Source organism: Halalkalibacter akibai JCM 9157, from assembly GCF_000513135.1.
Classification (GTDB): domain Bacteria; phylum Bacillota; class Bacilli; order Bacillales; family Bacillaceae_D; genus Halalkalibacter; species Halalkalibacter akibai.
Genome location: NZ_BAUV01000015.1, coordinates 38271 through 61737, shown reverse-complemented (window position 1 = coordinate 61737; position 23467 = coordinate 38271). Strand labels below are relative to the sequence as shown.

The following is a 23467-nucleotide window of genomic DNA, read 5'->3' as shown; positions in this document are numbered from 1 at the left end:
TGCCACTAAAGCGATTGAGAAAATTAAATAAAATAAAAATAAACACAAAGCCTCCTTCTTGAATGGTTGCCTTGTGTTTACAGAAATTCTAATCTATGAATGAAACGTTTTATATAAGTAAATAAATCGTTTACTTTTCTATTAAGAAACTTGGTTCTCTATTATTAATTGTAAAGCTTTTTGATAGTCTTCTTTATTTAATATTCTAAAAGAAAATGGAATAAGCTCATCATATCGCACAATTTTAAACTTAATGCGTTCAAGTAGATTTATAATCCCTAACTGTTCTTGCTCAACTAATTCTTCCGTAATTTTCAGACAGGAACGATCATATAAACCATGAAATAATTGTAAGTGGCCATTCCACTCAGGAACAACTAATTGGACATTTGATTGTTTCATTTCCTTTAGCATATTTGTCATTACTTTGACTGAGAGAAAAGGCATATCCGGAGTAACGACCCATAATGTCTCGTTTTTAGCTAGCGCTAGTGCCGCGTGCATCCCACTTAAAGTACCTGTCCCTTTAAAATAATCAGTGATGATTCGAATGGAGCTTCCTAGAACAGGTAAGTATGCATGCGGTTTGTTAGTGACTAGTATGATTTCCTGACAAACTTTTTTCATTTCATTAATTTGTCTCTCGATCACCGTTTCCTCGCCTATCTTTAGTAGTCCTGCAGTATCAAACTCTTTTTTCGACTCACAATCTATAATTACACCTGTTACGTTCATTGCTTCACACCTCCTTAGCTAAACTATAGATTGAATGAAGCGAATTTGCTGTTAACTTGATCACAGTTCTAACTTAAGTTGACATGAGCCTGTTTTTAATAGGTGTGATTTTTATCACATTTTCTTTTTTATATATCCTCTATAATGAAGTTATTCAGATGTCAGGGGGAATTACAATGACAAAATTAACACTTGAGCGAAATATCCAACAAAATACATTCCATCTTTCAGATAAAACATTAACGGCTTTAACCGATATTATGTACGAACAAAAAGTAGAAGCTGGTTCTTACCTATTTTGGGAAGGTGATCAAGCTGATAAATTATTTTATATTAAAGAAGGTCACGTTAAAATGACCAAAGCGACTTCAGATGGAAAAGAATATATCCTAAATATGTTTAGTAATGGTGACTTGTTTGGTGAATTGAGTAGCTTTATGAATATTAAATATGCCTATAATGCACAAGTCATGAAAGATAGTGTGATTGGAGTCATTCAACAAAAAGACTTAGAAATTATCTTATGGCAACAAGGTGAGATTGCTGTTGAATTTCTTAAATGGACTTCATTATTAAACCAGATCACACAATCAAAGTTACGGGATTTAACATTCCACGGTAAACTTGGTGCTTTATGTTCTACTCTGATTAGAATGGCGAATTCTTATGGAGAAAAGATTCAGAAGGAATTCGGATTACGAAAAAAGTGAAAAATGGTGAATTAGGAGAATACATCGGCGCAACAAGAGAAAGTGTAAACCGAATGTTATCTGATTTACGTTCTAAAGAAATTCTTAGCCAAGATAAAGGTTATTTAATTGTTCGTAACCTAGAAGAATTAAAACAAATTTGTCATTGTGAGAATTGTCCGTTAGAAATTTGTAGAATGTAACAAGACAGGGTATTATTCCGATTAATTTTTCAGAGGGAGTGTTTCAAAAGGATAAAGTATCCTTTAAAACACTCCCTCTTTCTCTTTGGGTAGGAAGAACGGCTCCCTTTAAAAACTGTGATGCTCCTCACAGTTTTTCTTCATGATATCGTTTATTGTATGTATTAGGGAGTGATCAATTATGATAAACGGAAATGTAATAGCAATCACAAGTGGAAAAGGTGGAGTAGGAAAATCAACCGTGGCCGTTAATATCGCTTTATCGTTAGCAAACTTAGGTAAAAAAGTTGCTTTAATTGATTTAGATATATACGGATATAGTATTCCTAAAATATTAAACGTAGATTCCAAACCTAAAACGATGAATAATAAAATCATACCTGTAGGACATGAAAGTATTACACTCATGTCAATGGGATTTCTAGTAAAAGGCAATGAACCTGTAGTGTGGCGTGGTCCCATGATAGGAAAAATGGTAGGACACTTTTTTGATGAAGTGATCTGGGGCAAACAGGATTTTATTATCCTTGACTTGCCTCCTGGTACTGGTGACATGGCTTTGGATTTACATCAAAAATTGCCAGAATGTCAAGAGATTATTGTTACAACGCCTCACCCGAACGCGGTACATGTTGCAGAACGCACGGGGCTAATGGCAAAGCAAACGAATCATACGATACTCGGAGTCGTTGAGAATATGTCTTATTTTTCACCAAATGGAACGGATAAATATCATCTCTTTGGCAAGGGTGGTGGTGAAACACTTGCAAAAAAGTTAGAGACTGAATTACTTGCTTCCATTCCTCTTGCAGCCCCGCAAGAAAACGGTCAACCTTCTGTTCTAATAAGTGAAGAGCCAGTTTTGAAAGAACTTTATGAAACATTGGCAAAATCACTTATAGAAAAAGTCAACAATCAGTCAGTTGAATCCATTTAACTTAAAAATGAAGTCTGTTTTTATTTAAAAAGAGTGGCCTTGAAAACTCGCTTCGAACCCGCTACCGGGATGGGGGGGCACGCTTTCCGCAGGCGGGCGTGGAACTAACCGGCTGCGCCGGTGGATTTCCACTTGCCCTTCCCTGAGGCCACTGAAAAAGGTGTGTTTTTCAGCTTTTTCAGTGGTCTCTAAGCAATGAGCGAAACCGTTGCAATCTTTTAAAGCTTGCTATGAGTGGGTTTCTCATAGCAGGCGCGCAACGTGTGAAGCCATTGCTGCTTCCTTGAATCTGCTAAAAAGGAATTTTTCAGTGCCCTCCCTTCCCTCCTGCAGGAGTCGTGCCCCCATCCCGTCCGCTTTGATTACGAAAAACTGCCAAATTAAAAAAACAACTTCACATGCGGAAGTTGTTTTTTATATGAGTTCGTGTTAGGAAGAGCTTCCTCCCCTGTTCAATTCTAGTTGTATTTAGTCTTCCATATAATGCAAACATGCTATAATAATGTATGAACTTTTATACATGTACTGTACGGTTCTAAACGTTTAATAAATTATACTTTTAGGAGCTAAATAATGGATCAAACACGTCAAAGCACCAAACCTTTTATGTCTTTAATTTTATCAACGAACATACCTAAACTTGCATTAGTTATCGGTTTGCTTGCAAGTGTGATTACCACTTTAGTTGGTCTTCTTGTGCCCTTACTCACGAGAGAATTAATTGATGGCTTTTCAGTTGAAGCTTTAAATAGCATGATTATTGTCGCAATCGTAATCGCTTTTATTGCTCATGCTATCATAAACGGAATTTCCATTTATCTTTTAAGTTATGTAGGACAAAAAATTGTTGCGGGTTTACGTAACCGCATGTGGACAAAATTAGTACGCTTACCTGTCAGTTATTTTGATAAACAATCTAGCGGTGCTTCTGTAAGTCGAGTTGTGAATGATACGAGTATTGTACGTGATTTAATCTCAAACCATTTCCCGCAATTCGTTACTGGCATCATTTCTATTATCGGAGCCGTTACGATTCTGTTAATTATGGATTGGAAAATGACAAGTTTAATGTTAATTTCCGTTCCGCTTACACTAGCTTTCATGATTCCCCTCGGCCGTAAAATGGCCAAAATTTCTCGAGGGTTACAAGATGAAACAGCTGTATTCTCAGGCCATGTGCAACAAACAATTGGTGAAATACGATTGATGAAAGCGTCTACAGCAGAGGGGAAAGAAGAACAAAATGGTTTAAATGGAATTAAAAAACTGTTAGGTTACGGTTTGAAGGAAGCTCGTATTTTCTCGTTAATTGGGCCCTTAATGTATTTAATTGTTATGGCAGTCATTGTCATTATCATTGGTTACGGTGGGATTCGTGTTGCAAACGGCACGATGACAACGGGTTCCTTAGTTGCTTTTCTACTCTACCTCTTTCAAATTATTATGCCTATTACTTCATTTGCGATGTTTTTTACACAATTGCAAAAAGCAAAAGGTGCGACAGAACGCATTATAGAAATCTTAGACCTCCCGTTAGAAGAAGAGCATAAAGGTAAAGAAATGGATATATCCAATCAACCACTAACTGTTAAAGATGTTTCATTTTCATATAGTGAACAAGAACCAGTCCTGAAAGATATTTCATTTGTAGCAAATCCAGGAGAAATGATTGCTTTTGCCGGACCAAGTGGTGGTGGGAAAACTACCATGTTTGCCTTATTAGAACGTTTTTATGAACCGACTCATGGAGAAATCCTCATTGGTCAAACGCCAATTAAAGAGCTTTCCTTGGAATCTTGGCGTAACCAAATAGGCTATGTATCTCAAGAAAATGCAATGATGGCAGGTACAATACGTGAAAACCTATGCTATGGATTGGAAGATGCTGACCAAATTGCTGATGCAAAGTTGTGGGAAGTTGCGAAAATGGCGTATGCAGACGAATTCATACGACAGTTTCCAGATAAGCTAGAAACGAAGGTCGGTGAAAGAGGAGTTAAGCTCTCTGGAGGCCAACGCCAACGAATCGCGATTGCGCGTGCCTTTTTACGTGATCCCAAATTGCTAATGATGGATGAAGCAACCGCTAGTTTAGACAGTCAATCAGAGCTAGTCGTTCAACAAGCATTAACCAGATTAATGGAAGGTCGTACAACCTTCGTTATTGCACATCGCTTGTCAACAATCGTAGATGCTAATAAAATAGTTTTTATAGAAAACGGTGAAGTAACAGGAACTGGAACTCATCAAGAACTATTTGAAACACATGAGTTATACCGTAAATTTGCAAAGCAGCAGCTTACACAATAAGAAAACAAAAAAAGAACTAGCTACTTTTTGATAAAAGCTAGTTCTTTTAGTATGGAATTCGTCCTATGACTGTTGAGTCAAAATAAGAAGGCCTTCTTTCGTGATTGCAATTGTATGTTCGTACTGAGCTGACAATTTACCGTCTACAGTACGAGCTGTCCATCCGTTTGAATCCATCTTGCTTCCCCATAAACCTTCGTTAATCATAGGTTCAATCGTTATAACCATGCCCTCTCGAAGTCGATACCCTCTTCCAGGAGCACCAAAATGAAGGATCTGAGGATCTTCATGTAAAGTTGGACCAATTCCATGACCTGTAAAGTCTCTGACAACTGAAAATCCTTCAGCCTCTGTATATGACTGAATCGCATGACCAATGTCACCTGTTCGGTTTCCACAGACGGCCTGTTCTATACCTTTATACAAGGCTTTTTCGGTAATCATTAGTAAGTTTTGAGCAGATTTAGAAACGTTACCAATAGCATATGTCCAAGCTGAGTCAGCCAAGGCACCCTTCCAATTGACAACCATATCAATCGTAACAATATCTCCATCCTGAAGTGGATCTCTTCTAGGAAAGCCATGACAGATTTCATCATTAACAGAAGCACACGTGGCAAATTCGAAGCCTTTATAACCTTTCTGTTCAGGGGTTGCTCCATTTTTTTTCAGAAATAACTCAACAAACGAATCAATTTCTAACGTACTTATTCCTGGTTTTATTATGTTTGAAATTTCGTTATGACAAGCTGCTAAAATCTCTCCAGCACCTTTCATCATTTGAATTTCTCTTTCACTTTTTAACGTGATCATCTTATCACTCCTAATCTAAGTTGTTGAGTCTTAGTTAGTTTTAAAACAATCAATAGTATGATCATTAACCATCCCGATAGCTTGCATAAAAGAATAACAGATCGTTGGGCCAACAAATTTGAACCCATACGACTTAAGAGATTTACTAAGAGTTTGTGATAACTCAGTACTAGCTGGCACATCCTCTTGGTTTACCCAAAGGTTTATAATAGGTTTATGATGCACAAAAGACCATAAATAGTTAGAAAAGCTACCAAACTCCTCTTGAATGACAAGGATACAATTGGCATTATGAGAAACCGATTTAAGTTTCAATTTATGTTGAATTAGATGTGAATTGGCTAGTAAAGATTGAAAGTCTTCTTCTGTAAAAGCAGCTACCTTTTGAATATTAAACTTACAAAAGGCATTTTGATAATGTTCTTTTTTCTTCAGTACGGTTAGCCAACTTAATCCGGCTTGTGCTCCTTCAAGTGTTAAGCACTCAAATAGCTTATTATCATCATAACAAGGAATACCCCATTCAATGTCATGGTATTGTTGTAATAAAATATGAGCTTCAGCCCATTTACACCTATTAATTAAATCGCCCCCTACCATTATAACTTTCCATATTATAACATAATAATGATTTTCAACTTATGTAAAAATCTAGAAAACTTCACATCAAATTGTTATATATCGAATTAATACTATTATAATGAAAGATAAAGAGATGTGTGGGGGTGGATTAATGATGTCTAGAGACTGGCTAGGAGATATTATCAAGAAACATGGAGATTCAAACGAAACATTAAAAGGTCACGGTAAACCGATTAGCAAAGAGGTTCTAGAGGGAAATGTTCTGGATCGAACTATCAAGAATGCAAATTATTTACCTGAGTGGATAGCTCTTCAGCATCAAATTAGAGATCAACTTATTAATCTGATAAAGTTAAGAACGACTAACTCAAAAGATCTGGCAGCAGAATTGAATTTGATCAATGAAAAGATAAAAAAATACAATCGAATGTGTCCAGCACCAATGCAAAAAATGCTAATCTCATTAGATATTATGGAAAAGCAGCTTAACCAGTGGCAATAATTGTTTGCTTAGTTGTAAAAAGGTTTAAGAAGTCTATGAAGACGCTTCGGAAAGAAATTACACTTTCCGTAACAGATGGTAGGGCACTAAAAAAATTACTTTTCTCAGTGCCCCGACCTTTGATCTCATAGTTAGAATAAGTAAATTACTTCAAGCTAAGTTACTGCAATATACTTTAGTAAGGTTCTAGCCTGTTCATTCTGAAGGACTCTTTTTACTTAGAATCAGAATATAATAAAATTATGATCTTAAAAAACCGCCTTCTGAATGAAGGACTTGCCCTGTTATCCAGCCGCCTTCTTTACTGACGAGAAAAGAAACTAATCGAGCGGTGTCTTGTGGCAAGCCAATGCGTCCCATAAGAAATTTAGGTCGAAGATGTTCTTTAATGTCATCTGTCATCCAACCAGTATCAGTTGGTCCAGGATTGATAGCATTTACCGTTATGCCTAAATGTGCAACTTCTGCCGAAAAGGACCGGGTAAATGCTGACATAGCCCCTTTTGATGCTACATACGCTAACTCTTCAGTCATCGGTCCAAGATCTTGACCAGATGTCATATTAATAATCCGTCCTGCTTCAACACTACTATCCTTTAACCTTTTTGCAAATTCTGCACATAGTAACATCGGGGTCCTAACATTTACTGCGTAATGTTCATCTATTATTTTAGCAGATAATATCTGGTACCCATCACGTGTTGAATGTGCAGCATTATTAATTAAAATATTTGGTACGCCACTAGTAAATGCCTTGTTTAAGACCTTAGTGGCCGCACCACTTTCAGCTAAGTTAATCTCCAAACTGTCACATAATATATTCATAGCTTGTAATTTAGTTTGAAATAACTGAGCCCATTCACTTTCTGCTTTATAATGAGTAAACAAAATATTTATTCCTTCTTCAGCCAATTTTAAGCAGATTGCTGCTCCGATTCCATGTTCATGACTTACTCCTGTTATAATTGCTAACTGTTTAATAAAAAAACCTCCCTATTTTTCTAGAGAGGATGGATTGTATTATTCAGGTAGTCGGGGGTCCTTACTAGAAGAAAGTAGATTTTCCGTTCGAACAAATACCTAAAAGTACAAACTAATCCAATCTAGACAAAATTATCTTTGTAAATAAAAAAATAATGTCTGAAATCAGAAATTAGTACTTCATGTAGAAGGCACCCTTCCTTCCTTCTTATTTACCAATGACTAGGTTTTAGTGTATGGTTTTATTTACCATAAGTCAATGAAATTATAACAAGGATTCAGCGCCATCTATAAATATTTGACTACCTGTTATATGACTTGATAAATCAGAAGCTAGGAATGAAACTAGATCGGCAACTTGGTCAGGTTTTCCTGCGTGATGTTCTAATGGCTGCGATCCTTCAGGGTATTCAATTGGAATCTTGATTTTTTTCAGCTCTTCTTCATTAGGGAACGTATTTTCTCCAATATTTGTTTCAATAGCGCCTGGACAAATAATATTAACCCGGATTTTATAACGCGCTAACTCAAGAGCTGCCATTTTTCCAAATGCGACTTGTCCTGCTTTTGATGTACTATATGCTGACATACCAAAACTTTTAAAAGTTCTTGTACCGTTAATAGAGCTAGTAATAATCACACTACCTCCTTGAGCTTTCATATAAGGTATAGCTAGCTTCACAGTCAAGAAGGTACTTTTCAAATTCGTATTTAGTGTTTGATCCCAATCATCTGCAGAGAGATCTTCAATCGGTTCAACTTTTCCATTTATCCCTGCGTTTGCAAATACAATGTCTAACCTCCCCCATTTTTCAATAATTTCATTGAAACTGGCTTCCATTCTTTTCATGTCAGAAACATCTGTATCTGTTACAATTGCCTCTCCGCCTATTTGTTCAATTTCTTGTTTTACCTTCTCTGCATTTTCGTCTTTCAAATCGACTAGAGCTACTTTAACTCCTTCTTTTGCAAGTTTAAGTGCACTTGATCTACCTATGCCAGAAGATGCTCCTGTAACGATAGCTACCTTACCTGTTAGACCATGATTCATCATAAAACTCCTTCTTTTCCAATTTACTCCTAATCTCCCCCTCACATTAGAATAATATTCTTACTCTTATAACAATTATTGAATGTAAAAAAGTCGCATTGAAGGAAACTTCAATGCGACCAATTAACGTTATTGAAAGCAAGTATTGATTATTCGATTTCAAGTTGGTCTTTTTTTCTGCGACGAATAAATAACCCTTTCCACCACTCTGTAAAACGATCTGTATAAATGTACATCACCGGTACTAGTACTAGTGTAATGAATGTAGAGAACGACAAACCGAATACAATGACAGTAGCCATAGGTGCTTGGAGTTCAGCACCTTCACCAAATCCAATTGCAAGAGGAACCATCGCTAATACAGTAGTCAACATTGTCATAAGAATTGGTCGTAATCTAGTTGGTCCTGCTTCTAAGATAGCTTCCTCAGTTGACAAACCTGTTTCTTTTAACTTGTTAATATAGTCAACTAAAACAATCGCATTATTTACGACGATCCCCGCTAACATAATAACCCCTATAAAAGCAGGTGCACTTAAAGGTCTGCCTGTTAACACAAAACCAGCCATAATTCCAATAAAAGTTGCAGGTAAACTAAACATGACTATGAAAGGATAGATAACTTTTTCAAATTGGAACGCCATTACAGCATAAACTAGGAAAATTGCTAACCCTAACGCTAGAGTTAAATCGAAAAAAGCTTCCATCATCATTTCATAGTCCCCGCCAGTACGATATTCGTAGCCTTCTGGAAAAATATATTGGTCCAACTCTGCTTCAATGTCAGCAATGACACTCCCAAGATCGCGATCCATAATATCTCCTGTAATGGATACGCCTCGCGACTGATTTTGTCTGTTAATGACATTTGGACCCTCAGCTTGAACAAAGTCCGCGATAGCTGTTAATGGAATAATGTCGCCATTAGCAGTTAAAATAGGAAGATTTTGCAAACTATTATAGTTATCCCGTTGATCTTCCGGTAGTATGACCGTAACACTTATCTCTTGTCCCTCGGTTCTCATTAAAGTTGCAAGCTGTCCTGTCACGCTTGACGTGATAGTTTGCATAACGTCTGCGTAATTTAATCCATATTGCGACGCCAAGTCTCGGTTAATATGGATTTGTGTTTCAGGGCGAGTTTCTCCCATTGAATGAGTGACATTTGAAGTACCTGGTACGTCACGAATGATATCTTGAATATCATCAGCAAGTAATTTTAACGTATCAAAATCGTCCCCTCTTAATTCAATTTCAATTGGATTGCCGCCCATTCCATCACTTTCAAGTGATCGTACATTGACTTCAATATCCGGAACTGTTTCTGAAAAGTCGCTAAACTGACTTATCAGGTCATTTGTTGAACTAGTTCTTTCATCTTGCGGAATCAAACGAATATAAAGCTCACCTTCGTTGGAACCTCCGCCCATGAACCCTCCACCTCCAATAGAAGTTTGAATAACTTCAGTTAATCCTGTGTCGAGTAGATATTGTTCTAATTGGCTTACTGTATCTCGCATATCTTCCAATGAAGTTCCTGGAGGTACTTCAAAACTTGCAGAAATTTCTCCCTGATCGAAAGATGGCATTAATTCTACACCAACGAGTTTAACGCCGCCTAAACTGGCAATCAACAAAATAAGCGTACCAAAGACGATCGTTTTCTTTTTTCGTAGCGACCATCGTAAAATCGAGCGATAAAAGTTATCTACACGATCAAAAAATCGACCGATAGCCACACTTACTTTTCTTAAACCTTTAGGATCTTCTTCTTCAATTATGTCAGGTAGTAATAACCCTGACAACATTGGAACAAATGTAAGAGCTACTACTAAAGAAGCAAGAAGAGTAAATCCTACCGTTAACGCTAAAGGCATAAATAACTCAGAAGCAATTCCTCCCGTGAAGACAATTGGAACAAAAACAACTAAACTAGTTAATGTTGAAGCGATAACAGCTGATGACACTTCCGAGGCACCTTTTTTAGCTGCTTCAATGCGACTATAGCCTCTCTCGCGATATTTATAGATGTTTTCTAAAATAACAATTGAACTATCAACTAATAATCCTATTCCTAATGCAAGTCCACCTAAAGTGATAATGTTAATCGTTTCCCCTGCAAAATACAAAAGGGTAAATGCAGAAATTAAGGCAATAGGAATGGATAATCCAATAATCAACGTACTTCTAAAACTCCGAAGGAAAACAAGTAAGACAACAATGGCCATAACTGCCCCAAGGATCATGTTAATAACCACATTTTTAATCGACTCGTTAATGAATAGAGCAGAATCCATTACTGTTGTTAGCGTAACACCTTGAGCAACGTTATCTTGGATGTTGTCTAATTCTTTCGTAACAGCTCTGGATACTTCAACCGTATTTGAGTCGGATTGTTTTAAAATATCAATACTTAATGTAGGTTGTCCGTTTAAGTATGCTAGAGAATCTTTTTCGCTATAAGTCTCTTTCACCTCAGCTACTTCAGTGAGCTTGATCGTCTGCCCGGTTCGGAGTGGGATATTTATATTCTCAATATCTCTAACCGATCTAAATTCTCCTACAATTCTAAGAGGAACATCTTGTCCACCACGATTAATCTCACCGGCAGATGCGCTCATACTCTCTCCGCCAATTATTTGAGCTAGCTGTGAGAGTGTCATCCCATAACGTTGTAAAGTTGTTAAATCGGGCTCTACTATAATTTCTCTTTCTTCACCGCCTGTTAAATTAACTTGTGCTACTCCGGGAATACGTTCTATTCTAGGAATAATGGTTTCTTCAGCTATATACGTTAATCTAGTTAAATCCATATCTGCTGATAAGCCAATTTGCATAATAGGCATTTGATTTGGATCAAAACGCATGACACTTGGTGAACCTGCTCCATCGGGCAAACTTTGACGCACCATGTCAATTCTCTCTCTCACATCTAACATCACAACATCTAAATTCGTATTAAAATCATACATTAGAAAGATGATTGATTGATTCTGCGCTGACATTGACTGCATCGTTTCTAATCCTTCAGTAGCACTCAGTGCACCTTCTAAAGGACGAGTCACTAAATTTTCGACTTCTTGAGGTGCAGCTCCGTTATAAGGTGTCGCTACAACAGCGATTGGTAAATCTAAATCTGGCATTAAATCTACCTTTAACCCCGTTAATGAGACCACTCCAAGTATAATCATAACGAGAGCAATAATGATCACACCAACAGGGCGTTTAACAGATTCATTAATTAGTTTCAACTAGAGTACCTCCGTTATAAATTACTTGTCTTCATCAGATTCATCTTGTTCTTCGGTATCAGACTCTGGATTGGTATTATCGTCTTCACTGTCTTCTGCTGCTTCCTCTATGTTTCGAACTGGTGTAACCTCATTACGGATGTTTATAAGGCTCCATCGTATAATTGGTGATTACCTCTTATGACGACAAAGTCGCCTTCGTTTAAACCATCTTCTATGGCAAACCATTCCGCCGTCTCATTTGCTATAGAGATGACACGTCTTTCAACTTGGTCTCCATCATCCTTGATAACATAAACAAATTGCTCGTTATTTTCTTCGACTACTGCTGCAACAGGAAGAAGTACTTGTTCGTTTGCTATAGCGGTCTCAATCACAACCTCAGCAAGCATACCAACTCGAAGGTTCTCATCTGGATTGACTAGTTCAATTTCAACAGGATAAGAGCGGGACTGCTCACCAGGTAATAAACTAATATATTTAATTCGTCCCTCATATGATTGATTGAAAGATTTCACATATACTTGAACAGACTGATCAAGTTCAATACTTGGTAACATTGACTCGGTTACACTTAATTGTACGATAGGTGAGTCCATTTGAACTAGTTGCAAGAGTGGTGCCTGTGGGGATACCATTTCTCCAACAATTGTATTAAAGCCCGTTACTTGTCCCGCCATTGGTGCTGTAACGACTGCATGTGTTTTTTGCTGTTCAGCCATTTGTACTGAAATCTCTGCTTGTTTCACAGATGCTTGAGCAGCATCAATTTGAGCAGAAGATTTCGCTTGCTCGAGTCCCATCTCTGCTTGTTTTACAGCCGTTTTTGCTTGGTTAATATCATGTTCTGTTGGCATGTTACTACCTAATAAAGTTCCAAAAACTGCTTGTAGTTCTTCTGGAACATCGTCTAACACAACATCAGACGGAACCTCAGCATTAGTAAGCATTTGGTGCATATCTCTAGCTTGACTTAATTGAAGCTCAGCTTGCTTAATACTTTGATCGCGCATTGTTTTAGCACTATTTAAGTTCGCTTTTGCAGCATCTAATCCCGCACGAGCTTGGGCAATGTTTAATTCAACATCAGAAGCATCTAATTCAATTAGGGTATCACCACGTTTTACAGTGTCTCCATTTTTCACATGAACAACGGTTACTTCACCAGTTAACATCGGTAATACAGGCATATGCTTCCCTGCCATAATGGTCCCTGGTAGTTTTAATTCATTTGATAAGATACCTCTGTTAATTTCAGCAATTTCAACAGGGTGTACAGGAGCTTCTGCTTCTTCATCACTGCTTACCACATTAGAAGCTTCTGAGCTACATCCGGTTATTAGTAATAACAATACGATAAGAGCTAACCATATGTTTTTATTTACAGTCATTCACTTAACCTCCGTCAGATATATAAGATAACTATTCCACAACCTTTCATATTGTAACATCCGAACATGAACAGAATATGAACAAATGCTAGATATTCATAAGTTACATAAATTTTTTTAGAGAATTTGTCATATTTACTTAGTAAAATAGCCTAAAGTCCTCTCAATCTAGAAGGACTTTAGGCTATTTATAATTTTTATTCACCTGATAATTGTAGTTTAAACGTAAACGTGGTTCCTTTACCTAACTCACTCGTGACTTCAATCTCTGTCTGATGTAGATCGATAATTTGTTTAACAATTGACAAACCTATACCTGTGCCAAGGTTATTCGTTCGAGATTGATCAACTTTATAAAATCGGTCCCAGATTTTTTTCAGATTCTCTTCGTTGATGCCCTTACCTTCATCTTTAATGGAAACCGACAGCATATTCTCGACTTTCTTCATCTTGATATATATGACTTGTTGCCTCGTTGAAAAGTGAATCGCATTTTGAAGTAAATTGATAAATACTTGCTCGATTCGATCTGAATCGGCAAAGACAAAATAATCTTCCTCCTCATCCAATTCAACTTCAATTTCGAATTTTGAAAGTTCAGGTTCCATTTTAGCGATAACAAGTCTCAGCTGCTCGCTAATATTATAACTTGTTGGATTTATAGTCAGTTCAGCTGATTCGAGTTTAGTGATATCAAGTAAATCATTTACCAATTTGATAAGTCTTTCTGTTTCGCTTTTCATAATTGATAAGTAACGAGATTTCTTTTGCTCTGGAATAGTGCCGTCAATGAAAGCGACTAAGAACCCTTTTATAGATGTAAGAGGTGAACGTAAGTCATGTGAAACATTTGCGACGAAATCTCTGCGCATTTGTTCAATACTTTCAAGTTCTTTAGCCATGTAGTTCACACTATGACCTAATTGTCCAATCTCATCTTTCGTCGCAATTTTTACTTTTCTAGAGAAGTCACCTTTTGCAAATCTCAAAACAACATTATTCATTTCGCGAAGCGTGAAGTAATCTTCCGTGATACAAAGAAAATAATAATAGCTGTAAACAACACGGTTATAAGAAGCGCAATTAAGTTTATAATTTTGATTTGGCTAGCTTCTCTATCATAACCATGTAAAACCGATACAATAACATGATTGGGCTGTACATCAGATTCTACTACCATTGGAGCAGCAACAATAAACATTCGATCTTGTTGAACTCGAATGATCTTTGTAACCTCTTCTCCACTCAAGGCTGATTGAACAATTTCACGCTCAATGATGATATCTTCAATCCCTGTTTGCATAGATTTATACTTTAATTCTAGATCTTGTCCAAAAATGAATGTGACCTTATCTTCTTGATCCAGTGCTAATTCAAGAGATGCTTGAATTACGTCACGGTCCCAATTCTCTTCATAGGCTAAATTTAGATGATGAACCAATTGTTCGCGTTGATGATTTAAACTTTCTTTAGCAGAGTTAAAAAAGACATTATGAACCAAATAATTAAATATAATTCCAAAAAACACCAATGAAGTAAATAAAATGAGAAGAGTCGTTAAAAATAACTTCAGAAAAATGCTTTTACGTTTACACATCGGCATTTACCTCGAATTTATAACCTACTCCTCTTATTGTTTTTAATGTCCATAATGGCGAATGATCGCCAATTTTTTCTCTAACTCGTTTAATATGAACGTCAATTGTACGCGGATCACCTTCATACTCCATCCCCCAAATTTTTTCTAGTAACTGTTGGCGAGTAAATACTTGATTCTGATAATAAGCTAGGAAATATAACAATTCGAGTTCTTTAGGAGGCATAATAACCTGAGTATCATTTCTATATACTTTATATTGAGTAATATCAATTAATAATGATGGAAGTTCTATGTCTTCTTTTAACTCCTGTGCAGGATACGCTCTTCTTATTACAGCTTTCATCCGAGCAATTAATTCGTTAGGATCAAAAGGTTTAACAATGTAATCATCAGCTCCTATTTCAAGACCCTTAATTTTATCGTAATTTTCTCCTTTTCCAGTTAGCATGATAATGGGGATAAAACTTTTATCTTTTCGAATAAGCTGACATATATCCCAACCATTTATCTCTGGTAACATAATATCAAGTAAAACAAAGTCAGGATCTTCATCATAATATTTGCTTAGGCCCTCTTCTCCATTATTCGCAATGATGGACTTGAAATTCTCTTTTTCTGTATACATTTGAATGAGGTCTGAAATGTTAGGATCATCTTCAATAATCAACACCTTTAATTGTTTTATCATTGTCCGTTCCTCTCTATAAACAAATTAATTATTTCTAAATCGTAACGCTTTAGATACACAACTGCAAGTGTGAATGTCTGATGAGAGAGTCAATCATATTCGTGGTCTTTTTACCACATACTTATAGCAAATGGAGGTGAATGATATGGGTGATTGGAATAAACAAGCAAGTAGAAACAACAATATTCAACCTGACTTAAGTTTTAAAAATGAGGAATTAACAGAAAAGAAAATCCAATTAGATGTACAAGAACAAATTGGGATGGAAGCATTGGCCAGGAAGAAAAGGATGTACGACCTGGCAGTCAATAATTTCTTTTCTTGAGTGAGTCATAGATTTTTTTGTAGGGTGAATTTTATTGCAGATATTAATTGTGGTCTTAAATATTAGCAATCAAAAAAGCTAAGAGAATATAACAATCTCTTAGCTTCTGGAATTATTCACAAACAATTATTTGCCTTGTGAATGAACTTTTTTTAGCTACCCCACGATCCATGATGGTAAATCCTGCTTCTTTTATTGCCTGATCAATTGGTTCAATTGTGACCACGACCACTTTATTCGCAAAAGCACGCGCGCTTTTTTAACATATCAAGTTGTTCCTGTGTTGAAAGGACTGAGCATAAATTGTATGGCATATCGACAATGGCGATATCATATTTTTCACAGACATCTCTTATATCTCCCAATATCACTTCAGTATGATAACCAAAAAAAGATATATTCTCCCTTGTACCAGGTAATACCAAAGGATTTATATCTCTCCCAGTTATAGATATACCCATTGACAAAGCTTCAATTAAAATTGTGCCAATTCCGCAACAAGGATCAATTACTTTTTTATTAGCAGGGTTTGGAACCGCGATATTAACGACTGCTCTTGCAACTCGTGTACTAAGGGCAGTTGAATATTGATGCGGTTTCTGTTGATGATGTAACCAGATAGCCTCACTTTTTTGATGTAAGCCAAACACCCACCCTGTTTTTACTCTCATAATTCCAAATGTGATATCTGCATTATTTAAATCAACTGTTCCTTTTATGAGAAGACCGATATTTTTTTCAATATTCCGTCTCATCTTAAAATCAATTTTGTCATGTTTTTCTAGTTCGGTATTTTTAATCAATGTGACTTTAAAAGTATGGTCTTTAATAACAAAATCTACTAGTTGGGTTTTCAGTTGCTCTAGCGTTTCAACTTGAAATAACACGTCTATTTTCTCTTTTATAAACGGACTTCTGCTTGGATCTATATCTAAATTGCTTTCTAAAATGATGGAATCAGCATCTTTTCCAAATAAAGCTCTCGTCTCTAAATCACATAGAGAAACCTCATCCTCGTGTCTTGAATATATATATAAATAGTGAATTGGTTTGTATTTGGTTAATAACATTTCTGGTAATTCCACCTTGTATGATCTTTTGTTCCCTTATTATAAGGGATATGATCTTTTTTTGGTAGAAGTCCTTCCATGAGAAAACACTTGGATAACTGATCAGTTAATCCAAGTGCTCTCTTAAATAAAATAGTTGAGTGATAGTAGGTACGGACACACGAGCCGTTATTATAGTAAATTGTCTTTTTTTGAGTTGGAAATGGACACCAGAGCCTCTAAAAACAGAAATTCACATAAAAACGATCCCATTTTAGCCCAATAGAGGCTTCTGTGTCCAAGAAGTAACCAACAGGTTTCAGACTACGCTCTTCACTGACCTAGTAACTCGCGCGTTTTTTCCAAAATTTCTTCATCTTTCAAACGAAACTTAAACTCTACTCGACGGGAAGCTTGATTGCTATAGTTTCCTTCTGAGTCATTACGCCCTTCTGTGAAAGATCTTCCGTTCACAGTTAATTTCGTTTTGAGATGTTCTTGAATGTTTTTATAAGGAAAATCATCACTTAGAATATACTCAGCTACGCTAAATGCCCTTTGTTGGGACAACTCAAGATTATATAAATAACTTCCATGCCTATCAGCATGACCTTCTATAATAATCTCTGAAATATAATCCTCATAGCCATTTTCTAGTAATACGTCTAAATAAGCAGGTACAAACTCATCTAGAAATTCAAATGCCTCTGGTTTTAAGACAGCTGCATCAAATTCGAATAAAATGTCTGTGTTAAAGATCAAAGCCCCTGTTTGCTCATCAATTTCAATACGTAAATGTGAATCTGAAAACTCTTCATTTAAATCTTGTATGATATTGACCCTAACTCCCATAATCTGGTCGATCGTTTTTTTCATTTCCTCAATTTGGTAAGATTTAATCACCATCATTATAATGAAAATGAGTATAAAGCAGAGTAATATCACCGTTAATAAATCTGTAAAAGACGGCCAAAAATGTCCTTCCTCTTCTTCGCGATGAAATAACCGTTTATACTTATTAATCATTAGTGCCAACCCTTATTCGACGATTTTCTCTAACTGGCTCTTGTGAAAGTAGATGTAGTTGACGATTCAGTTGTTGCATTTCTTGATTTAATTCTTGGATGGTCTGTTGTAAATAGCGAGCATTTTTAAGTTGACTTTCTTCAGTTATTTCACCTATTTGTTTAAATTCTCTTTTCATCGCATCACTTATATCAATAACGTAATCGCCAATGTTTCTACTTGTTTTTTCTAATTTATCACCAAGAGTTCCTTCTAAATTAGTGACATATCTAGTAAGCGTATCTTTTAGCATTCCTACATTTGACTCAAGTTGATTTTCCCTCTGAGAATAAGAGTCGGACATTTGCGTGATAGTACGATTGATCTCGTTTAGTAGTTGATCATTGCTCATTCCTAATTGTTCATAAAATTTTGAAGCATCCTTTAAATATTTTTCGTATGCTTGTGAGTTAACAGCATGGGCTTTTAAGTGATTATGAAACTCATGATTAAACTGCTTTAACTCGTCAAAACGGTTTGATAACAGGTTCTTATATTCTCCTTGTGCACGGTTAATCGTTTCTAGTTCATCTGGTAAACGTTCAATTGAGTTGCTAAGCTTATAGAAATCATTTCTTAAATCATTTAAATACGTATTAATTCCACCAAGTTTCTGGCTAACATCTTCTCCGAAAATTCGTTCAAATTGTTTATTGTTCTCTTTCATTGTTTTTACTAGTTGATCACTTTGTGCATTCATTCTTTCAAAAGAAGATTGTATCGCTTCTTGTCTTCCTGCAATGGTTGAGAAATAATCCTTCAAATCAACAACGGATTGTTGAAATTCGTTCATTGTTTCTATTTGTGAATTCGATAGTTGATCAATTTTTTTATATGTTTCTGTGAACGCACTCGTCATCTTTTCATTTCTTTGATCCATTTTATAAAAGTAAGAAAATAATTGATCAAAGTTCTTGTTTAACTTTGTAACGCCTTTTTCAAAACCATGTGTAACTTCTTTTACACTATCGAAAATCACGGTGAAATCTTTAAGATTTTCTGAAAGGCCCTCATTAAATTTGGCGAGATCTTTCGCAGATTGCTGTAATCCAACCGTGTATTCTTGAAACCCACTAAATGAGTCAACGATACTTTGTAAAGATTCCTGGTTTGTTTCACGAAGCTGATCTATTGAGGCATGAATTGATTCTGAGACTCCGATAAGTCGAGCCATCGCATCAGGCTCGTTTTCTTCTAAATAGGATTCTGTTTTTAACATAATATCTGTTAGTAGATACTCGGTATTAGCAACGCGTGTAATGACAGTCATTATAAGTGATAAACCCATACCAACAATACTGGTGTAGAATGCTACATCTATTCCGGCAAGCACGAGAGCTACATTCTCTACTAACTGATCACCTGTTGAATCAATACTACCTAGAGACATTGCAAGTCCAATAAATGTCCCTAGCACGCCAATTAATATGAAAATTGATACGGTCATTTGAATCATTTTGATGAGACTGACAACAGGCAAATTAAACATACGCCAACTTGAGAATTTCTGTTGAATAAATGTCTCAACATTTACTGATTCCTGCTGATTTTTCAACTCGAATTCTACTTTGAATCTATTTAAAGGCGCAATATCGAGTGACTGGCTGTCATGAATAAAATTACGAATTCTTCTCAACCGGTTGAATAATATAAAGTGAATAAAAACGGCCGCTACAAAGGAACAGAGAAGCACCAAAAAGATTATCTCAATAATTGGACTTGCTAAAACAGATTGAGCTTGCTGTTCACTTAAAAATATTTTTAACAATGCTTCTATCAATTGAATCCCTCCTCTTCCAAATCAATCATTTCAAAATCCCATATTAGGTCCATTCTCGTAGGACAAACAACCATTAAAATGAAAACTACTTTCAAGCGGTCATTTCGTCTCTTTGTATATGGCTATTCTGAAGATGGACAAAACATTCATAGAGTAAGGGAATTCCTTCAAGTAAAACTCACAGTGAAAAAACCCATCCAAATGTATAGAGGATGGGTTCAATTTTTTAACAAAGTTATACGACGTTAAGCAATACCATTGTTAGCTTGATCTTTTTCTTTCAATTTTGTTTGAGTGAGTTTTTTCTGTTGCTTTAAAAATATAAATACACCTACTAAAGCTAGAAAACCACCAATTATTTGTGATGAAAACACTTGTTCTCTTAATAACAGGAAAGCTAAAATAGTAGCACCTACTGGTTCACCTAAAATACTCATTGATATGGTTGTAGTATTTACATAATTTAAAAGCATATTAAATATCACATGAGCTAGTGTTGGGAAAATAGCTAAAAGAAGAAATATTCCCCATTCTCTCGAGTCATACCCAGTAATCGATATTCCGGCGACTAGATTATAAAAATGTAAAGCAATTCCTGCAAAAAAGAATACACAAAAGCTATAAATCCAATGAGAGATCGCCTTTACTTTACTTTGTCCAATCAATAAATAACCCACAACTGCGATGACACTAAGGAAAGATAGTAGATTACCAATCATGACGGATACACTGCCATGACCTAAATCTCCCCACCCAACTAAAACAACTCCCATCATTGAGACACCGATTGGAATCACCATCAACAGATTTATTCTTTCTTTATAAATAAGAAAACCGCCTAATAAAGCAACGATTGGCTGTAAAGAAAGGATGATGGTTGAACTAGCAACTGTCGTAAGTTTTAAGGACCCAAACCAAAGAGCAAAATGGAGGGCAAGAAAGATCCCTGCCATTGTTAAAAATAACCAATCCTTATTAGAAAGCTTACAAAACTCTTTCCTTTTTTTCCAGACGATCGGCGATAATAAAAGAGAAGCTAAATACATACGATACATGCTAATAATAGTTGCTGGTGCTTCTGACCATTTCACGAATATCGCTGCAAAAGAAATGGCGATGATAGAAATAGTTAATAACATACCTATAGATTTATTCATAGACCTTCCTGCTCTCTTTCTAATGAATGACTGTTCTGATTTGTACAATGAAAATGTAGTTTGACTTATAGGCTAATCAAGCGCTACCCAATTAAATGGATAGCGCTTCAAATAATAATTCAATTTATTACCTTAGAATTCTTCATATGTTGCAGGATCTTGATTGTTTATTCTTCCGTCAGGTCTTGTTAATTTAGAAATTAAATTCATTTCTGATTCTGTTAAAGAGAAATCGAAAATGGAGATGTTCTCAAGCTGTCTTTCTTTAGAGGCCGATTTTGGAATCGAGATCGCTCCTAGTTGGAAATGCCACCTTAATATAACTTGGGATATGGACTTATTGTGTTCTTTCGCTATGTCAAAAAGAGTAGGATTGTCTAAAACATCATTTGCTCTTGCTAATGGACTCCATGATTGAATCTGAATATTATGTTTCTCATGATAAAGTCTTAATTGTTCTTGATTGAAAAACGGATGTAACTCAATTTGATTAATACTTGGTTTCACACCTGTTTCTTTTTCTAATCGTTCTAAATGTTCTGGTAAGAAGTTACATACACCAATAGAACGAATAAGTCCCTTCTTTTTTGCATCAATTAATGCCTGCCAAGCCTCGACGTAAAGGTCTTGTTTAGGATTGGGCCAATGGATTAGATATAAATCGTAATAATCTAAATTAGCGCGATATAATGATTCTTCTATCGTTACACCTGCTTTTTCATATGTCTGATAGCGACCGGGCAACTTCGAAGTTATCCTGAGTGCATCTCTTGGTATAGAACTTCGTCTAACAGCCTCGCCAACAGTCCCTTCATTTTCATAATTATAAGCAGAGTCAAGTAATCTATATCCTAAGTCAATTGCATTTTGTATTGCTTCTACCCCTTGATTTCCTTTAAGTGAGTATGTACCTAAACCAACAGCTGGTATGGATAAACCGTCATTTAGTATAATGTCAGGGATTGATTTTTCCATAAGATGACCACTCCTATTTCTGTTTTTTGTCAATGTTAATAGCAATAATCAATGCGAAAAGAATATTATTCTAAATGATAAAACAATAGATTAAGATTACCATATTTTTGTATTAAGTTCATACTTTTAAATGAATTAAATGAGCAAATAAAAAAGAAGAGAGTATCACTCTCTTCTACGCGCGTTTACCAAAAGGGTCTTCACGATATTCGGCTTTTCTTCTATACACAATGGTTCCGGATTCTTCACCTTTTTTAGAGGTAATAATTGCTTGAACACCCGGTACAGCTTTTCCAACTTTATAAGAATTTTTTCCTAAAGTATTGATCATTGATTTAGCTGTTTTACTCACGATGAAGCACCTCCAAAAAGATAATTGATAATGCCCAAAAGTTTATGGTTTTCCAGAAAAATTGAGTCAATTTCTTCTTCTGTTAACGCATTTCTTCCGTTAATTGCCACAGTTAATACGATTTCGTTACCAATAGGATAACATAATACATATGTTTTATCAAAAGTAATATCACTCTTAAGAAGAACCAGCTCTTCGCTATTGAGTAGACAATCAATAACTAAAATGCGGTCAGATGCTTCTTTGTTTGTGTTTACTCCAAAATCATAAAACTTACCAGATCCTTCATTTCCAGCAATTTGCCTCAATCCTCTAAGGTCTTCCGTTTCTTCTGTTATCCAAACACCAATTCCTTCAACAAAGAAAGAAGGTGGCGCTTTATACGTACTTCTAACAGAGTCTGATAAATACTGATACTTTTTTGAGGGATTTTCTAATAATCTTTTTGATAACGTTCTCAATAAACGTATGATTGCATAATCTTGTTCAGTATGTTCTAATGCACTCTCTAAAAGAACTGCTGGATCTTGAAAAAAGCTTAATTGTTCAATAGCTGATTGAATTTTCCCGCAGGCAACATTCACGGCAGCATTATAGTTTTGATCAGTTCGAACTTGATAAGTTAATACTGTCAATGCTGCTAAATCTGATGGAAGGCGTAACCCAGATGCATGGCTTGTATCTGGAGTTGTGTCAGGAACTATGTAAAATACTCTACCTCGCTTCAGTCTCCCCCAAAACAAGCCCATTTCAAACAAAGTATTGTCTCTTGTTATAAAAGAGATACTACCACGAATATTAATAACGTCATCTGGAGAAAAGACAAATACAGCAAAATCATTTTGGGTTAACTCTCGTTCAAGAGCTTCCATTGGATATTCCAGTGTTTTGAACGCACCAGCGGACCAAGGAGTTACTTCAGCGCAATAGGATAGTTGTTCTTGAATGGCATTTACATATCGTATGGATTCTCGTGCAGATCCAATAAAAACTTTAGGTTTCATGAATGGTCTTCCTTTCAATATTTTCAT

Annotated in this window: 22 protein-coding genes and 1 pseudogene; 6 read left to right on the top strand and 17 right to left on the bottom strand. The window is 35.8% G+C overall.

Features of this window, described 5'->3' with window-relative positions; genetic code table 11:
• Positions 1-141: 141 nt before the first annotated feature.
• Positions 142-735 carry a molybdenum cofactor guanylyltransferase gene (gene mobA / locus JCM9157_RS10385; RefSeq protein WP_035664482.1) on the bottom strand — a complete coding sequence of 198 codons (594 nt, stop codon included), beginning with the start codon at positions 733-735 and terminating at the stop codon, positions 142-144.
• A 176-nt stretch (positions 736-911) separates the two neighbouring features.
• Between mobA and JCM9157_RS10380 the strand changes: the two genes are divergently transcribed.
• The 4 genes from JCM9157_RS10380 to JCM9157_RS10370 all read left to right on the top strand — a co-directional run bounded on the left by JCM9157_RS10380 (position 912) and on the right by JCM9157_RS10370 (position 4874).
• Entirely contained in the window at positions 912-1445 is a 534-nt protein-coding gene (locus tag JCM9157_RS10380; RefSeq protein WP_235714890.1) for a Crp/Fnr family transcriptional regulator, read from the top strand.
• Positions 1442-1627 carry a helix-turn-helix domain-containing protein gene (locus JCM9157_RS25290; protein ID WP_235714882.1) on the top strand — a complete coding sequence of 62 codons (186 nt, stop codon included), beginning with the start codon at positions 1442-1444 and terminating at the stop codon, positions 1625-1627. Before JCM9157_RS10380 ends, JCM9157_RS25290 begins: the two co-directional genes overlap by 4 nt.
• 181 nt (positions 1628-1808) lie before the next feature.
• Complete coding sequence (locus tag JCM9157_RS10375; RefSeq protein WP_052013079.1) at positions 1809-2564, top strand: Mrp/NBP35 family ATP-binding protein; 756 nt, start codon at positions 1809-1811, stop codon at positions 2562-2564.
• 573 nt (positions 2565-3137) lie between these two features.
• Entirely contained in the window at positions 3138-4874 is a 1737-nt protein-coding gene (locus JCM9157_RS10370) for an ABC transporter ATP-binding protein (protein ID WP_035664481.1), read from the top strand.
• 63 nt (positions 4875-4937) lie between these two features.
• Here the strand turns inward: JCM9157_RS10370 and map are convergent, their stop codons facing one another.
• Together map and JCM9157_RS10360 are read right to left on the bottom strand one after the other, a co-directional pair.
• Positions 4938-5687 (bottom strand): type I methionyl aminopeptidase, encoded by a 750-nt coding sequence (gene map, locus JCM9157_RS10365; protein WP_035664478.1) that lies wholly within the window; start codon positions 5685-5687, stop codon positions 4938-4940.
• Between the two features lie 30 nt (positions 5688-5717).
• Complete coding sequence (locus tag JCM9157_RS10360; protein WP_035664476.1) at positions 5718-6287, bottom strand: DNA-3-methyladenine glycosylase I; 570 nt, start codon at positions 6285-6287, stop codon at positions 5718-5720.
• Between the two features lie 133 nt (positions 6288-6420).
• Between JCM9157_RS10360 and JCM9157_RS10355 the strand changes: the two genes are divergently transcribed.
• Positions 6421-6771 (top strand): DnaJ family domain-containing protein, encoded by a 351-nt coding sequence (locus tag JCM9157_RS10355; RefSeq protein ID WP_052013078.1) that lies wholly within the window; start codon positions 6421-6423, stop codon positions 6769-6771.
• A 240-nt stretch (positions 6772-7011) separates the two neighbouring features.
• Here JCM9157_RS10355 and JCM9157_RS10350 read toward each other — a convergent pair whose 3' ends face one another.
• The 7 genes from JCM9157_RS10350 to JCM9157_RS10325 all read right to left on the bottom strand — a co-directional run bounded on the left by JCM9157_RS10350 (position 7012) and on the right by JCM9157_RS10325 (position 15733).
• Complete coding sequence (locus JCM9157_RS10350; RefSeq protein ID WP_035664472.1) at positions 7012-7752, bottom strand: SDR family oxidoreductase; 741 nt, start codon at positions 7750-7752, stop codon at positions 7012-7014.
• Positions 7753-8017: 265 nt separating this feature from the next.
• On the bottom strand, positions 8018-8806 hold the full coding sequence (locus tag JCM9157_RS10345; protein WP_439644342.1) for an SDR family oxidoreductase: 789 nt from the start codon (positions 8804-8806) through the stop codon (positions 8018-8020).
• A 146-nt stretch (positions 8807-8952) separates the two neighbouring features.
• On the bottom strand, positions 8953-12054 hold the full coding sequence (locus JCM9157_RS10340; protein WP_035664467.1) for an efflux RND transporter permease subunit: 3102 nt from the start codon (positions 12052-12054) through the stop codon (positions 8953-8955).
• A 143-nt stretch (positions 12055-12197) separates the two neighbouring features.
• Entirely contained in the window at positions 12198-13445 is a 1248-nt protein-coding gene (locus tag JCM9157_RS10335; protein ID WP_035664465.1) for an efflux RND transporter periplasmic adaptor subunit, read from the bottom strand.
• A 197-nt stretch (positions 13446-13642) separates the two neighbouring features.
• Entirely contained in the window at positions 13643-14434 is a 792-nt protein-coding gene (locus tag JCM9157_RS10330; RefSeq protein ID WP_158318620.1) for a HAMP domain-containing sensor histidine kinase, read from the bottom strand.
• 11 nt (positions 14435-14445) lie between these two features.
• The gene (locus JCM9157_RS23380) at positions 14446-15042 is read right to left on the bottom strand and encodes a hypothetical protein (protein ID WP_052013076.1); all 597 of its coding nucleotides are present in this window, start codon (positions 15040-15042) and stop codon (positions 14446-14448) included.
• Positions 15035-15733 (bottom strand): response regulator transcription factor, encoded by a 699-nt coding sequence (locus JCM9157_RS10325; protein WP_035664463.1) that lies wholly within the window; start codon positions 15731-15733, stop codon positions 15035-15037. Before JCM9157_RS10325 ends, JCM9157_RS23380 begins: the two co-directional genes overlap by 8 nt.
• Positions 15734-15878: 145 nt before the next feature.
• Here JCM9157_RS10325 and JCM9157_RS10320 point away from each other — a divergent pair, with 145 nt between their 5' ends.
• Entirely contained in the window at positions 15879-16058 is a 180-nt protein-coding gene (locus JCM9157_RS10320; RefSeq protein ID WP_035664461.1) for a hypothetical protein, read from the top strand.
• 112 nt (positions 16059-16170) lie between these two features.
• On the opposite strand, the pseudogene JCM9157_RS10315 reads toward JCM9157_RS10320, so the two are convergent.
• The 7 genes and pseudogenes from JCM9157_RS10315 to JCM9157_RS10290 form a co-directional block, all read right to left on the bottom strand.
• A pseudogene (locus JCM9157_RS10315) lies at positions 16171-17128 on the bottom strand (TRM11 family SAM-dependent methyltransferase).
• Positions 17129-17440: 312 nt separating this feature from the next.
• Positions 17441-18133, bottom strand: coding sequence for an OmpA family protein (locus tag JCM9157_RS10310; protein WP_035664458.1), 693 nt, complete (start codon positions 18131-18133; stop codon positions 17441-17443).
• Positions 18126-19952, bottom strand: coding sequence for a MotA/TolQ/ExbB proton channel family protein (locus JCM9157_RS10305; RefSeq protein WP_035664457.1), 1827 nt, complete (start codon positions 19950-19952; stop codon positions 18126-18128). Before JCM9157_RS10305 ends, JCM9157_RS10310 begins: the two co-directional genes overlap by 8 nt.
• 245 nt (positions 19953-20197) lie before the next feature.
• Entirely contained in the window at positions 20198-21109 is a 912-nt protein-coding gene (locus tag JCM9157_RS10300) for a DMT family transporter (RefSeq protein ID WP_035664456.1), read from the bottom strand.
• Positions 21110-21241: 132 nt separating this feature from the next.
• Positions 21242-22084, bottom strand: a complete 843-nt coding sequence (locus tag JCM9157_RS10295; protein WP_035664455.1) for an aldo/keto reductase — start codon at positions 22082-22084, stop codon at positions 21242-21244.
• 175 nt (positions 22085-22259) lie between these two features.
• Entirely contained in the window at positions 22260-22436 is a 177-nt protein-coding gene (locus JCM9157_RS24625; protein WP_156321485.1) for a hypothetical protein, read from the bottom strand.
• On the bottom strand, positions 22433-23440 hold the full coding sequence (locus JCM9157_RS10290; protein ID WP_035664454.1) for a TIR domain-containing protein: 1008 nt from the start codon (positions 23438-23440) through the stop codon (positions 22433-22435). Before JCM9157_RS10290 ends, JCM9157_RS24625 begins: the two co-directional genes overlap by 4 nt.
• Positions 23441-23467: the final 27 nt, after the last annotated feature.

Excerpts from the sequence above, each read along its gene's own strand:
- mobA (WP_035664482.1), bottom strand. The coding sequence starts at position 735 with ATGAACGTAACAGGTGTAATTATAGATTGTGAGTCGAAAAAAGAGTTT.
- JCM9157_RS10380 (WP_235714890.1), top strand. The coding sequence starts at position 912 with ATGACAAAATTAACACTTGAGCGAAATATCCAACAAAATACATTCCAT.
- JCM9157_RS10375 (WP_052013079.1), top strand. The coding sequence starts at position 1,809 with ATGATAAACGGAAATGTAATAGCAATCACAAGTGGAAAAGGTGGAGTA.
- JCM9157_RS10370 (WP_035664481.1), top strand. The coding sequence starts at position 3,138 with ATGGATCAAACACGTCAAAGCACCAAACCTTTTATGTCTTTAATTTTA.
- map (WP_035664478.1), bottom strand. The coding sequence starts at position 5,687 with ATGATCACGTTAAAAAGTGAAAGAGAAATTCAAATGATGAAAGGTGCT.
- JCM9157_RS10360 (WP_035664476.1), bottom strand. The coding sequence starts at position 6,287 with ATGGTAGGGGGCGATTTAATTAATAGGTGTAAATGGGCTGAAGCTCAT.
- JCM9157_RS10355 (WP_052013078.1), top strand. The coding sequence starts at position 6,421 with ATGATGTCTAGAGACTGGCTAGGAGATATTATCAAGAAACATGGAGAT.
- JCM9157_RS10345 (WP_439644342.1), bottom strand. The coding sequence starts at position 8,806 with ATGATGAATCATGGTCTAACAGGTAAGGTAGCTATCGTTACAGGAGCA.
- JCM9157_RS10335 (WP_035664465.1), bottom strand. The coding sequence starts at position 13,445 with ATGACTGTAAATAAAAACATATGGTTAGCTCTTATCGTATTGTTATTA.
- JCM9157_RS23380 (WP_052013076.1), bottom strand. The coding sequence starts at position 15,042 with ATGTGTAAACGTAAAAGCATTTTTCTGAAGTTATTTTTAACGACTCTT.
- JCM9157_RS10325 (WP_035664463.1), bottom strand. The coding sequence starts at position 15,733 with ATGATAAAACAATTAAAGGTGTTGATTATTGAAGATGATCCTAACATT.
- JCM9157_RS10320 (WP_035664461.1), top strand. The coding sequence starts at position 15,879 with ATGGGTGATTGGAATAAACAAGCAAGTAGAAACAACAATATTCAACCT.
- JCM9157_RS10310 (WP_035664458.1), bottom strand. The coding sequence starts at position 18,133 with ATGATTAATAAGTATAAACGGTTATTTCATCGCGAAGAAGAGGAAGGA.
- JCM9157_RS10300 (WP_035664456.1), bottom strand. The coding sequence starts at position 21,109 with ATGAATAAATCTATAGGTATGTTATTAACTATTTCTATCATCGCCATT.
- JCM9157_RS10295 (WP_035664455.1), bottom strand. The coding sequence starts at position 22,084 with ATGGAAAAATCAATCCCTGACATTATACTAAATGACGGTTTATCCATA.
- JCM9157_RS10290 (WP_035664454.1), bottom strand. The coding sequence starts at position 23,440 with ATGAAACCTAAAGTTTTTATTGGATCTGCACGAGAATCCATACGATAT.